The following is a 13,650-nucleotide window of genomic DNA, read 5'->3' as shown; positions in this document are numbered from 1 at the left end:
CTGTCATCGGTTGGATCGTACTCGATAGAGTTAACGTGGATCCAATTGCGACCGGTTGCCACACCGTGAATATCGCCATAAGGCGCATTGGCTAAGTCTTCTTCAGTGGTTTGGTGACCCGCATCTTTAATATTGATATTAAGACACACCGCGCCCGCATCGAGTGACAACAGCGCCGCGTCTCGCATTGGATCTAAAATCGTATTGAGGTCCCAATAATCGACCAGCTTGCCCGTGTTATCCACTTCTACGATTTGATCGCGAATAGTATTGACTAAGCGGCCGTCGCTAGTGCGATAATCTTTCGCGGCAGCACGGATAAACACGTTACCGTTCGCGCCTTCAATCCCCTCATGGGAGGCATCAATAAAATTACCCGGCAGATTATGCTCTGAAATCATCCGCCCCATAATCGACATTTTCTTCCAGCCCAGGCCCTGCACCCACACCATATTGCCATCTTTAGTGACGTTCATCCCCATGGCGTAACCTGCGTTATCGTAGGTTTTCGCATCATGAGTAGTATAAGGGTTCATATACCAACGGATATCACCTGCGGTATCTATGATAAAGAAGCCAGGTTTGCCATCCCACGAAAAGGCCCCGGGCGCCTCAACATTGTTATGCATCAGCGGCGAGGATTTACCGTCTGGATTACTCCAATTAACAAAGTACAATCGGTCCTTAAAGTCAGCGTCCACATGCTCAACTTCAACAATTGGCGCTTTAGCCCACTGACTTTCTGAAAAGCCCATATCAATATCCGGCGTCAGCATCTGATACTCATGAGATTTACGCTCACCATTCTCCAACCACTTAACGGTAAAGCGATTCATAAATGCAGGGTAAAGACCAAAAATCGGCACACCGCCTTCATCCATCACGCGCATATCATCGACTTGATAAGTTAAACTCACACCATCTTCATCGTTAGCATGAACCGTCACCTCTACGGCTGAAATAGCGTGACCCGCCAATGTCACCAAGGCGGTGAGAGGCGCATTTTCATAAGGATTATGAATGATATAACCAAGAGGAGCCCCTTCAACAGGAATGGGCTTCATGCCATCAATTGAAGCAAAAGCCTGTGTGCTACAAAGACTAAGAGACAAGGCTAACGCCGACAGAAGTAAAGAGGGTTTAGACATTTAAAGATCATACTCAGCGAATCGGAAACTGAGGCGGATTATAATCAGCAAATACAATAAAAAATGTCAGCTAATTAACACTATAGCGAGTATATTTCGACTTTGATGGCAGGATCACGGTTTCAAAATTAGTAAATAAATAGAGAAACTTTCAATCGATTAAGCTGTCAGTCGTAGCTTATAGAAATCACGCTTTAGTTATCATGATTATTCATTGAAATATTGTGCTTTTTTCCATACCACATTGCGGCAGGCACCTCGATTGCCAGGTACAGTATCAAGGTGAACCAAAACCAATTTGTATCAAACATTAACAAGCTAAATTCATGGCCTGAACCCCAATATTTGAGTCCTACCAGCAGTAGCACAAATGCTGAAACCCCAATGTCACACCAAAACAATCGATTGATATGACTTCCCGCCACTTTGGGGTAGATAGACAGATAACTCATCGCGATAACGATGGCAATAAGCGCGATAATCGATAACTCAGGCATTGCTATGCATAGACTCCGAAATCATAAAGTTAGGCGGTAAATTTGTCTGCCGCCATGATCTGTTGAGCACAAAAGTCTACCTCCTTTTCGATTCAGTGCATATCACCACTTGCCCTCACATCGTTTATATCGCTAGCACTAAACTTAAGATAGCGTCAATAATCTTTAAGTACTGGTTTAGGCCTAAAAATAAAAACGCAGCCAAAAGGCTGCGTTTTTTGTTAAATCAAAGCTAAAGGCTAATCACCAAAGTCATCTAGTAAGATGTTCTCTGGCTCTACACCAAGGCTTTCAAGCATCGCGATAACGGAAGAGTTCATGATCGGAGGTCCACACATGTAGAACTCACAATCTTCAGGTGCTTTATGATCGCGTAGATAGTTTTCAAACAATACGTTATGAATAAAGCCTGTGTAACCGGTCCAGTTATCTTCTGGTAGTGGATCAGACAGTGCCACATGCCAAACAAAGTTGTCATTTTCAGCAGCCAGCGTATCAAAGTCTTCTTGATAGAATACTTCACGTGTTGAACGTGCGCCGTACCAGAAACTCATCTTACGCTTGGTTTTTACACCCTTAAGCTGATTAAAGATATGTGAACGCATTGGCGCCATACCCGCACCACCACCAATAAACACCATTTCAGCGTCAGTTTCTTTCACAAAGAACTCACCAAATGGGCCAGAGATAGTGACTTTGTCACCCGCTTTTAGGTTAAAAATGTACGAAGACATTTTACCTGGCGGTACATTGTCACTTGGCGGCGTCGCAATACGCACGTTCAGCATAATACGACCTTTCTCATCTGGATAATTGGCCATCGAGTAGGCACGCAGTACATCCTCATCAACTTTTGAAACCAGTTTGAATAGGTCGTACTTTTCCCAGTCATCACGGTACTCAGCAGGGATATCAAAATCCGCATACTTAACTTCGTGAGCAGGCGCTTCAATCTGAATATAACCACCCGCTTTAAACAGTACGTCTTCGCCTTCAGGCAGTTTAAGCAATAACTCTTTAATAAAGGTCGCTTGGTTATTGTTAGAAATAACCTCACACTGCCACTTTTTAACGCCGAAGATCTCTTCTTCAACTTCAAGCTCCATATCGGTTTTCACCGATACCTGACAAGCCAGACGGCAGCCTTCTTTCGCTTCTTTCTTATTAATGTGGTCACGCTCAGTTGCTAAAATTTCTCCGCCACCAGACTTAACGGTAACGCGACACTGACCACATGTACCACCGCCACCACAAGCTGACGGGATAAAAATATTTTTACTGGCTAATGCACCTAAAAGCTTGTCACCCGCCTGGGTCGAAATGCTTTTAGTTGGATCATCGTTAATACGAATGTTGACGTCACCAGTGGAGACCAGTTTGCTCTTGGCGAATAAAATCACCATAACCAATATACTCACCACAAAGGTGAACATACCGATACCAATTGCCATTTCCATCGAATCTACCTTTTGTTTAATTCGTTTTCATTAAGGGGAATAACGCGTTTAACGCCCTTAAATAGAAATACCGGAGAAAGCCATAAAGCCTAACGCCATCAAGCCTGTTGTAATAAAGACAATACCAATGCCCTGTAAACCTTCTGGGATCGCATGGAATTTCATACGCTCTCGTAGACCTGCCAACATCACAATCGCCATCGCCCAACCAAAACCTGAGCCCATCGCAAATACGGCAGACTCCGCTAGGTTGTAATCACGGTTTGCCATAAAGATAACGCCAGCAAAAATGGCACAGTTCACGGTCAATAACGGTAGGAAAATACCTAACGAGTCATAAAGCGCAGGAATGTATTTATCTAAAAACATCTCCAGGATCTGCACCAATGCGGCAATCACACCAATAAAGGTGATCAGCTGTAAGTAGCTTAAATCCAGTGCTGGATAGCCAGCCCAAGCGAGGGCACCTGGAGCAAGCACGTTAGCGTAGATGATCTGGTTAAGCGGTACAGCCAAGGTCATCACTACAATAACCGCGATACCTAGGCCAAAAGAGGTCGAAACCTTTTTTGATACTGCCAAGAAGGTACACATACCCATGAAGAACGATAGCGCCATGTTGTCGATAAACGCGGCTTGAATAAACAGATTAATATAATGTTCCATATTGACCTCTTAACCTCGCTTACGTTGAATGACGTTAATTGACCAGATCATCAGGCCAATAAGGAAGAATGCACTTGGAGGTAACTTGAACATTTCGTTAGCAAGATACCAACCACCATTCTCAACGGTTTTTAAGATCTCATGGCCAAACAAGGTGCCACTACCTAACAGTTCACGTACAAAGGCAACGCCAAGCAAGATCACGCCATAACCCATGGCATTACCCACGGCATCGACAACCGCCAAATGCGGTGGATTTTTCATGGCAAACGCTTCAGCACGGCCCATGATGATACAGTTAGTGATAATCAAACCAACAAATACTGATAGCTGACGCGATAGCTCATAAGCCACGTCTTGCAGCACCATATCAACCACAATGACCAATGAGGCAATCACGGTCATTTGCGCAATGATACGCACGCTATTTGGAATAAGTGAACGTATGCTTGAAATAATCAAGTTTGAGAACACTAGTACGAAGGTTACAGCGAGCGTCATCACCAATGCGGTTTGCATTGAGTTACTGACCGCTAGCGCTGAACAAACACCCAAGACCTGCATCGCAACCGGGTTATTACTGAAAATAGGCCCCGTTAAAATGTCACGAGTCGAAATAGATTGAGTACTCATCCTTTTATACCTCCGACGCTTTTAGTTTTTGGAAGAAGGTTTCGAAACCTTCGCTACCAAACCAGAACTGTACCGCTCGCTGTAGTCCGCGGCCTGTCATCGTTGCACCACTGACTGCATCGACACCGTGAACGTCGCCGTCCTTAGCTCCACCTTTAACAACTTTAAAAGCCACGTTGCCTTTCTCGTCAAAGATCTGCTTATTATGCCACTTAGAAGTCCACTCAGGATCATTGAGGAAGTCACCAATACCCGGTGTTTCGCCATGCTCATAAACCACGATATTTTCAATGGTATTTAGATCAGGTTTTAGCGCCACATAACCGTAAATCATCGACCATAAGCCTTTACCGTAAATCGGTACGACTATGCTGCTTAGCTTGCCATTAGTGTCAAACACTTTAAATACACGAACTTGGTCAGCCCGGGTTTTAATCTTAGCCGTGTCTTTCTTTGGCTTACTTGAGGTTTCGGGGTTGATTGACGCCATACGCTCGTCAAAGTCCATTACATTTGACTCGCTATCGATTACTCCCGTATCGAGCGATACCAATAAAGGCTTAACGTCTTTATCAAATAGCGCTTTCACGTCGGTATCGCTACTGATATCAACATCTGCAGCAATCAATACGTTTCGCATCAGCTCAGTGCGCTTCTTAACTAACTTGCGCTCTTTTAGCAGTTCTGATGTTCCGGTGATCATAAATGAACACAGTAAACAGAGGGTCACGGTGAAAATCATGGTGCCCACAAAAGAATCTTTCTTAAATGCCATTACGCTTTATTCTCCGTATTGACTTTACGAGTCGCACTCTTTGGCATCCGATAGATGATGTACTCAAATATCGCTTCCCAAATATTGGCAATTAACATCATAGGCATCGCCGCAGCAGGTGACGCGCCTTGTTGCATCGTATTTCGTTTAAAGACCATGACGCTTGAGCCTCCGCTTGATGTTTGCTTTAGCCACCAAGTAATCGAAAATCGGTGCCCAAAGGTTGGCAAATAAGATGGCTAGCATAATGCCCTCAGGCATTTTTGGATTCACCACACGAATAAGCACAGTCATAAAGCCGATAAGCAGACCGTAAGCCACTTTACCTTTACGGGTATAAGAGGTCGTTACAGGATCAGTGGCCATAAACATCATACCCAGTGCAAAACCACCGGTAACCAAGTGCCATGTCCACGGCATTGCAAATAGCTCGTTTTTGCTTGAGCCAATCAAGTTGAACATCGTGGCGGTTAAGATCATGCCAAACAGTACGCCGGCAACAATACGCCAATCAGCTAAACGCGTCAGGATAAGGAAACCACCACCAATCAATAATGCTAGCGTGCTCGTTTCACCAATTGCGCCAACGGTAAAGCCAAAGAAGGCATTCCACCAGTTCGGATCGCTAAAGGCATTAAACCATGAGTAATCGGCGAAGCTTATTTTGCCTGCAGCCGTTTGCATTAAGGTCGTTGCGCCAGAGAAACCGTCAACCGCAACCAGTTGGCTCACCGCCGTAACTTGTGATGGGTAGGCAAAGTAGATAAAGGCTAGGCCCGCAAGTGCAGGGTTTAAGAAGTTGTAGCCCATGCCACCAAATACTTCTTTGGCCATGATCACGCCAAAAGTAATACCCATCGCCACTAACCAAAGCGGCGTTGATACAGGTAAAATCAGGGTGAACAATAATGCGGTAACAAAGAAGCCTTCATGCAGCTCTTGACCACGTACTTTGGCAAACACCATCTCCCAAAATAGGCTCACAGCTAATGCTGTTAAATAGATAGGAGCATAAAAACTCAAACCATAAGCGAATAAGCCAGCAATACCAGTTTGTTCACTCAAGCCACCAAAGACAAAGTTAAAAATCGCTAGCTGCCAAACATCAGCAGTCGCTAGACCCGACGCCACCGCAATTTGCGCTTGCAAACCTATGTTGTACATACCAAACAAAATGGCAGGTAGTAAACATAAGCCAACAATCGTCATGGTACGTTTTACATCAATGGCATCACGAATATGCACCTTGCCCTGAGTACTGCGACCGTGAGCAATCAGTAAAGAGCTTAAGTAACCCTTAACCGAGTTACCCGGTGCGTAGTAATCTTCTTGGATATCAGGCTTTTTATCTTGTTGACTCATTACCCTTCCCTCTCAATAATCTCTAAACAAGCACGAAGCTCTTTACCAAAGTCGTACTTGCCAGGGCAAACAAATGTACATAATGCTAAATCTTCTTCATCGAGCTCTAATGCACCCAGCGCCTGCGCCTCATCGGTATCGCGCACGACCAGATCTCTGACCAATAATGTCGGTAAGATATCCAGTGGCATCACGCGGTCTAACTGGCCAAATGCCATCATGGCGCGAGCAGATCCACCTGTGTGAGTGGTAAAGTCAAACAGCTGTTTTGCATCTTTTAAACGCGAGGTGACCGCGCGGGTAATTGAAAACTTTTTAGAGCCGCCACGTACCCAAGGCATAACCTGACGCTTACCATCTTCTTGCAGTACACTGATTTGGTTATGGAAACGACCAAGGAAGTCATGCGGCCCTTTTGCAGTGTGGCCCGACAATACTGAGCCAGATACGACTCGAGACAAACCGTTTTTAAGTTCGCCAGCAATGACTTCAGACAGCTGTCCACCCGCTTGCATACGAATAAGGCGTGGATTAATCACATCAGGGCCAGCCAGCGCCACAATACGATCTGTATAAATTTCACCGGTTAGGAATAACTTACCGTAGACAATAACGTCTTGATAACCAAGGTGCCATACAGGACGGTCAAGGCTTGCAGGTAAGACGAAATGAATATGGGTGCCTACAATGCCTGCTGGATGAACGCCGGCAAAATAATGGTTGCTGACCTTTGGTAGATCATGACCAGGCAATGCTTCACCTTGCTCTTGGCATAGGTGTACCTTGCCGTCAGTCAGATGACTTAATACCTGCAGACCCGCAGCGAAGGCTTCTGTTTGTTCAGCGATAACCAGTCTAGGCTCAGCGGCCAATGGATTGCTATCCATTGCGCTTACAAAAATGCCAGCAGGACGGCTATCTAATTGAGGAACTTTTGAAAACGGGCGGGTACGTAATGCTGTCCACAAGCCACTTTCTACTAGCTTAGCTTGAACCTCTTCACGGCTAAGCGAGTTAAGATCGGTACATGGAGCGAACGTTTTAGCTTCGCTACCATCGCATTCAATAACGATTGATTGAAAAAGTCGACGTTCGCCGCGGTTAATCGCAACGACTTTACCGCTGGCGGGTGCGGTATAAATGACGCCAGTGGTTTTTTTATCTTCAAAAAGGGCTTGGCCTTTTTGAACACTGTCCCCCACTTCAACCAACATCGTTGGTTTCAAGCCTATGTATTCTTCACCAAGCAAAGCGACATGCGATGATGGCTTACCATCATGGATCACTTGCTTAGGCTCACCGGCTATCGGGACATCTAAGCCCTTTTTGACTGTTATAACTTGGTTTGAGTAACCTGCCATCACTAAAATCAACCGTTAAAATTTTGGATGCACAATAGTAAATCTTTGTTAACTAATATTCCGCGCTAGAGCTCACACTTTGCGGCCAAACTTGTAAGTTACCAACAAAAAATAGCGCAAAGAAGGCGCTTTTCGTGACACAGGTTCAAAAACATTTTTAGAAATAAGTGTTTATGTTGTTTTAATACGTAAAAAAACAAAATAGCTCACAAATCTAGCAACAACATGGATACAACCAACAATAAAAATAAATTCAATTTAAAAACAACAACTTGAAAGAAAACTTGGGTGCGAAATATTAAAATGAAAAAGACTAGTATCGATCGCTAACCGACCAAAAATTAGTAACATTACACAATAAAAAACACACTGCGACAAAAGTGCTCAAAATACTGGCGCACCTCAATATATTCTCATCAAATCCGTACTCCCCCAGATTCACTGACAATCATCAGCATATAACCCCTTGCGATGACATATGTGACATAGTGCAAAGGCAAAAAATTGCGCTATAAATGATCTAATTAAGCACCAATTTGGCATTGCTACACTAAACTTAATAGTAAAGCTTAATATGGACAGTCAACTTGAGTTTAAACAAACTGGCCGATTTATTTTTACTGCTACTAATTGCAGCTCTACTGCAGTTATCGCTATTTTACGGTCTCTGCTACGCAAGCCCCATACAAGACTCAACCACATCCCTTATCACTCCTACTACAGCAGAAGCCGCAGAAAGCGCAAACCTAACACCTCAAGTATTAGTTTTGCGCTTCGAAGGCCCGATAGGGCCAGCAACAAGTGAGTACTTAACTCATGGAATTAAGCTTGCCAACTCTGGCGGTAGCCCGCCTCTGACGTCCGATCGCAAAGCTGATTTAGTTGTCATTGTCATGGATACCCCAGGTGGCCTTGTTTCTAGCCTAAGAGATATTAATCAAAGTATTTTAAACTCCAAAGTACCTGTAGCATGTTTGGTCGCGCCGCCAGGTGCAAGGGCGGCAAGTGCTGGTACCTATATGCTTTATGCCTGCCACGTCGCCGCAATGGCAGAGGCCACAACTTTAGGTGCGGCGACACCAGTCAGTATTGGACCGGGATCGACTCCGGCACCTAGCCCCAATAAAGATTCAGGCTCTGATCCCAACTCTAGCTCAGGCTCAGACGCTAAGTCCGGCGAGGAAACGAACAACAGCACACCAAGCCCTAGCGCCATGGAAAAGAAAGTCCTCAATGATTCAATAGCCTATATCCGCGCATTGGCGCAGCTTCGAGGCCGAAATCAAGAGTGGGCCGAGCTCGCCGTAAAAGAAGCCGCGACGCTCACTGCCAACGAAGCCCTAGACATGAATGTCATCAACATCATCAGTCCTGACGCCCAGACTTTGGTTGCACAGCTCGATGGCTGGCAAGTTGAGATAGACAATCAACAGCTCACGTTAGCGTTAGATAATGCCGAACTACACGAGCAGCGCCCTGATTGGCGTAATCAAATCATCGCCACTATCACCAACCCCAACGTCGCTTATATTCTGATGCTAATTGGTATTTACGGTATTTTGCTGGAGTTTTACAGCCCAGGGATTGGAATTGCCGGGATCACAGGTGCCATTAGTCTACTGATTGCCATGTATGCCTTTCAAATGTTGCCCATTAGCTACGCCGGATTAGGCCTGTTATTACTCGGGTTAGCCCTTATCACCATAGAGTCATTTGCCCCAAGCTTTGGCTTGTTTGGCATTGGTGGCATCATCGCCTTTGCGGTTGGCTCACTCTTCCTAATCGATACCGAGGCCGATCACTACGCCCTTTCCTTGCCACTCATTGCGGCGGTTTCGGTAACGGTCACTTTACTCTCGCTGTTGGTGTTAGGCACACTTTGGCGCAACAGAAAATCCCCCATCGTCAGTGGTGATGGCCAAATTGTTGGCCAAACTGCGCTAGTGGTTAATGACTTTACGCCAAGTATATTCAACATAAACGCACCTGATGCAAGCGCGGTTGGCAATGGTCAGCTTGAATATAAAGGCTTTGTTCAGCTGCAAGGTGAAGTCTGGGCAGCAAGTTCACACGCTAATCTTAAAAAAGCACAACAGGTTACTGTCATCGTGCGTCACGATCTTTCGCTGGAGGTCGAACTGCCTCCAATCTCTAATTAACAAGTCATAGTTAACAAGTACTAATCAACAAGTGCTAAATAGCTAAGGAGTTGAATATGGGCCCTATCTTCGCTAATGGCAGTGTCTTTTTAGGCGTATTAATATTCCTTTTTGTCGCCATACTCGTCAGCATGTTTAAAATTTTAAGGGAGTATGAGCGCGGCGTGATCTTCCTATTAGGTCGTTTTTATCAAGTAAAAGGGCCAGGGTTAATCATAGTGATCCCTATCATTCAACAAATGGTGAGGGTCGACTTACGTACTGTTGTAATGGATGTTCCCACTCAGGATGTCATCAGTCGCGATAATGTCTCAGTGCAAGTCAATGCGGTGATCTATTTTAGGGTGATCGATGCTCAAAAAGCGATTATCAACGTTGAGGATTTTTTGCAGGCCACGTCGCAACTGGCACAAACCACCCTACGTTCGGTGTTAGGCCAACATGAACTCGATGAGATGCTGGCAAATAGAGATATGCTCAATACGGATATTCAATCCATACTCGATAACCGAACCGACGGCTGGGGGATCAAAGTATCAAATGTCGAAATTAAGCATGTCGATCTTAATGAAACAATGATCCGAGCAATCGCCAAGCAAGCGGAAGCTGAGCGTACTCGTCGAGCCAAGGTGATCCACGCCTCGGGTGAGATGGAAGCCTCGGCAAAATTGGTTGAAGCCGCAGAAAAATTATCAACACAACCTAATGCGATTCTTTTGCGTTACTTACAGACGCTCACCGAAATTGCCAGTGAAAAAAACTCGACTATCCTGTTCCCGCTGCCGATGGATCTGCTCAACGGCGTGCTCGATAAAAAAGACAATAAAGGTAATAAAAACCAAAAAGACTAAAACTGATCCTAAACGTTAAATCGTCAACACATTCCAGAACAAGACAACACAAAACAAAAAGCCCTTATCAACTGATAAGGGCTTTATTTTATGCGTTTTTCAATGAGCGACTAATACCGTCACTATTGCAATTCATCATTTACGACTAGCTGTTAACCGTCGCTTGCACTGGCTCTGATTGTGTTTCAACTTCAGGGTTGTACTTATCAATAACCACCGCACATACCGCATCACCAGTAATGTTTAGCGTAGTTCTTATCATGTCAAATATACGGTCTAAAGCAAACAATAGTGGTAGACCTTCAATTGGAATACCTGCTGCAACTAATACCGCTATCACTAAGAATGATGGACCCGGTACACCAGCCTGACCAATTGCGCCCAATGTCGATGTAAAGATAATCGCTACATATGCAGCAAGACCTAATTCGACATTAAACATCTGAGCAAAAAATACCGCCACTAGACCGTAGTAAATTGCGTTACCACTCATGTTAATCGTCGCGCCCAAAGGCAGTACAAATGCCGCCGTAGACTTAGATACGCCAAGCTCTTTCTCACACACTTCGATGTTAACTGGCAACGCGGCCATCGATGAAGCAGTAGACATCGCCAAGGCTTGCGGCTTCTTCATGGCCGATAGGAACTTGCCAACAGGAACATTAGAGAAGAACTTCACCATTAACGGGAAGAAGATAAAGCCATAAATTAAGATAGCGGCGACATAAACTAGGAATAGGTTCAACACAACAGTCAGTGACTGGAAGCCAAAAGTACCCACTGAGTCAGCCATTAAACCAAATACACCAATTGGGGCAATCAACATCACGATGTTAATCATCCAAATAAAGGCTTCAACGATAGTATTAAGTGCAGAAGTAATCGGCTTAGCCGCTTCTTGATTGACTTTAGTCAGTGCGATACCAAAGAAAATACAGAACACCAAAATTTGCAGAATATTACCGCCAGTAAGTGCCTCGAATACGTTAGTTGGGATCATACCGATAATGGTATCAGCCACACCCGGTAATGCCCCCTGCTCAGCCGTTACCGCTGCCAGACCCGCACTGTGCTGCGAAAAATCCATACCAACACCCGGCTGGAAAAACTCGCCCATAACAAGTGCCAAGCTCACCGCCAAGGCTGATGTTGCCATGAAGAAACTAATCGTGCCAATACCGACTTTACCCGCCGACGGACCCGCACCTAAACTTGCTGCGCCTGCAATAATCGAAACCGCGACTAAAGGGATCACCAACATTTTAATTAAATGGATGAAAAATGTTCCTAGCGGAGCGAAGATAGAAGCATCTTCTCCCATCATCATACCCACGATCGCACCTAGGACCATGGCTACAACCACTTGGAATCCAATGTTTTTATAAAACTTTTTCTTTTTGTTCAACACCCTAGCTCCATCAAAGACTTGTTTTTATTAAGTAGCATTCAGTACTACTTTGATTCTTTGCAGCACGATAGCACCCAGAATGGGGAATTAATGTGATTCACTAACGAGTTATCATTGATTACGCCAATTAATAAGAAATACTCGACTTACGTTAAACAATCCTCAATTAAAGTGGCAATAAAAAATAGAAACCTCAATAATTGAAAACGAGTGTAAATAAAAATAACATCACCAACACCATAAAGTAACCTTTACACAAATAAACAACTTCCCTGTAGCAGGCATGAATCATTTGTCAGGTAAGCGCCTTCAGCCTTAGACGATTAACCGCTCATAAAAACAGCTTAAGATGCCAGTTTAATAGGGTGGTGTTTTCTAGGCTAACAGGTTCAATTCTGTCTATTATTAATAGTAAGTAGTCAATCAACTGACATCCCATTTTTAAAGGGATATTTAGCCGATTAAAGCAGGCTTTTTACGCCTGATTGTTATCGAGATGGTCTCCGAAATGGCCACCGAGATTATCACCGAGGTTTACTATGCGTACTCATCAGATTTTATGCCCAACAGACTTTTCAGAAACAGCATCTCATGCCCTAGGCTACGCCGTTGAGATGGCAAACTTATATCACGTTAATATCCGCTTACTACACGTGATGAGTAAACCCTATGGCGAGCACAATTACGGCATAGTAGTTGAGAGCAATAAAGATCTTGAGACACAGCTTAACGCCTATTCCAATGAAAAACTCAGTGAACTTGTTTCTCAAGTCGCACCTGAACTAGAGCCAAGCCTTGAGGTTAAAACAGCGATAAGGAGTGGCGATACCTTTGCGCAAATTCTCGAAGACAGTATAGAGAACGATGTTGGCATGATAGTCATCGCCAGCCATGGCCATACGGGTTTATCGCACATGCTCAACCCTAACGTATCAGAGGAGTTGGCCAATAAGGCTACATGTCCGGTACTTATCGTTAAGTAATTTAAAAGAAGGTGCTAGGTTAAAGGCTAAAGGCCCTAGACTATAGGTTATAGGTTATAGGTTATAGGTCATCGGTCCTAGGAAAAGCCAAGACGGCCCAACAAAAGATGAGTGCTCCGCTCACAGAAAAATGGGCTACCCCCGAAGCCTTTTTCTAAAAGTAAATGGCCATTGTAGGTCGGTATTTATGCCGTCAATTGTCGTTCATTCAGATACAACGTCGATGGGCTAAAGCCCAACCTACATAAGCCTTACCGAGAAGCCATACCGAACAGCCTTATCTAGAAGCCTAGCGCTCTAACCTCTCCACTAGCCGGACGTAGTCCGTTCTAGAAGAAAATAGCCATTGT

13 protein-coding genes are annotated in these 13,650 nt (G+C 44.5%); 3 read left to right on the top strand and 10 right to left on the bottom strand.

What is annotated here, in order from left to right:
* The 9 genes from ACVBJC_RS19920 to ACVBJC_RS19880 form a co-directional block, all read right to left on the bottom strand.
* Positions 1-1,148 (bottom strand): aryl-sulfate sulfotransferase (locus ACVBJC_RS19920; RefSeq protein ID WP_447162651.1); only part of this gene is annotated, 1,148 nt, incomplete at its 3' end.
* A 194-nt stretch (positions 1,149-1,342) separates the two neighbouring features.
* Positions 1,343-1,645, bottom strand: coding sequence for a hypothetical protein (locus tag ACVBJC_RS19915; protein ID WP_447162650.1), 303 nt, complete (start codon positions 1,643-1,645; stop codon positions 1,343-1,345).
* A 239-nt stretch (positions 1,646-1,884) separates the two neighbouring features.
* Positions 1,885-3,102 carry an NADH:ubiquinone reductase (Na(+)-transporting) subunit F gene (gene nqrF / locus ACVBJC_RS19910; RefSeq protein ID WP_447162649.1) on the bottom strand — a complete coding sequence of 406 codons (1,218 nt, stop codon included), beginning with the start codon at positions 3,100-3,102 and terminating at the stop codon, positions 1,885-1,887.
* Between the two features lie 57 nt (positions 3,103-3,159).
* A complete protein-coding gene (nqrE, locus tag ACVBJC_RS19905) occupies positions 3,160-3,768 on the bottom strand; it encodes an NADH:ubiquinone reductase (Na(+)-transporting) subunit E (protein ID WP_447162648.1) in 609 nt (202 codons plus the stop codon).
* Positions 3,769-3,777: 9 nt separating this feature from the next.
* Entirely contained in the window at positions 3,778-4,401 is a 624-nt protein-coding gene (locus tag ACVBJC_RS19900; RefSeq protein ID WP_447162647.1) for an NADH:ubiquinone reductase (Na(+)-transporting) subunit D, read from the bottom strand.
* 4 nt (positions 4,402-4,405) lie between these two features.
* Positions 4,406-5,176 (bottom strand): Na(+)-translocating NADH-quinone reductase subunit C, encoded by a 771-nt coding sequence (locus tag ACVBJC_RS19895; protein ID WP_447162646.1) that lies wholly within the window; start codon positions 5,174-5,176, stop codon positions 4,406-4,408.
* Positions 5,176-5,334: a hypothetical protein gene (locus ACVBJC_RS19890; RefSeq protein ID WP_447162645.1), complete on the bottom strand. Its 159-nt coding sequence runs from the start codon at positions 5,332-5,334 to the stop codon at positions 5,176-5,178. Before ACVBJC_RS19890 ends, ACVBJC_RS19895 begins: the two co-directional genes overlap by 1 nt.
* Entirely contained in the window at positions 5,324-6,538 is a 1,215-nt protein-coding gene (locus ACVBJC_RS19885; RefSeq protein ID WP_447162644.1) for an NADH:ubiquinone reductase (Na(+)-transporting) subunit B, read from the bottom strand. The genes ACVBJC_RS19890 and ACVBJC_RS19885 overlap by 11 nt, the downstream gene beginning before the upstream one ends.
* Positions 6,538-7,899 (bottom strand): Na(+)-translocating NADH-quinone reductase subunit A, encoded by a 1,362-nt coding sequence (locus ACVBJC_RS19880; RefSeq protein WP_447162643.1) that lies wholly within the window; start codon positions 7,897-7,899, stop codon positions 6,538-6,540. The genes ACVBJC_RS19885 and ACVBJC_RS19880 overlap by 1 nt, the downstream gene beginning before the upstream one ends.
* A 587-nt stretch (positions 7,900-8,486) precedes the next feature.
* On the opposite strand from ACVBJC_RS19880, the gene ACVBJC_RS19875 reads away from it, so the two are divergent.
* Complete coding sequence (locus ACVBJC_RS19875; protein WP_447162642.1) at positions 8,487-10,058, top strand: NfeD family protein; 1,572 nt, start codon at positions 8,487-8,489, stop codon at positions 10,056-10,058.
* A 56-nt stretch (positions 10,059-10,114) separates the two neighbouring features.
* Complete coding sequence (locus ACVBJC_RS19870; RefSeq protein WP_447162641.1) at positions 10,115-10,909, top strand: slipin family protein; 795 nt, start codon at positions 10,115-10,117, stop codon at positions 10,907-10,909.
* Between the two features lie 145 nt (positions 10,910-11,054).
* On the opposite strand, the gene ACVBJC_RS19865 is transcribed toward ACVBJC_RS19870, so the two are convergent.
* Positions 11,055-12,317, bottom strand: a complete 1,263-nt coding sequence (locus ACVBJC_RS19865; protein WP_447162640.1) for a dicarboxylate/amino acid:cation symporter — start codon at positions 12,315-12,317, stop codon at positions 11,055-11,057.
* 539 nt (positions 12,318-12,856) lie between these two features.
* On the opposite strand from ACVBJC_RS19865, the gene ACVBJC_RS19860 reads away from it, so the two are divergent.
* Complete coding sequence (locus tag ACVBJC_RS19860) at positions 12,857-13,300, top strand: universal stress protein (protein WP_447162639.1); 444 nt, start codon at positions 12,857-12,859, stop codon at positions 13,298-13,300.
* Positions 13,301-13,650: the final 350 nt, after the last annotated feature.

The sequence above is a fragment of the Shewanella sp. 0m-6 genome, from assembly GCF_052977325.1.
This window is presented reverse-complemented; position numbering and strand designations above follow the sequence as displayed.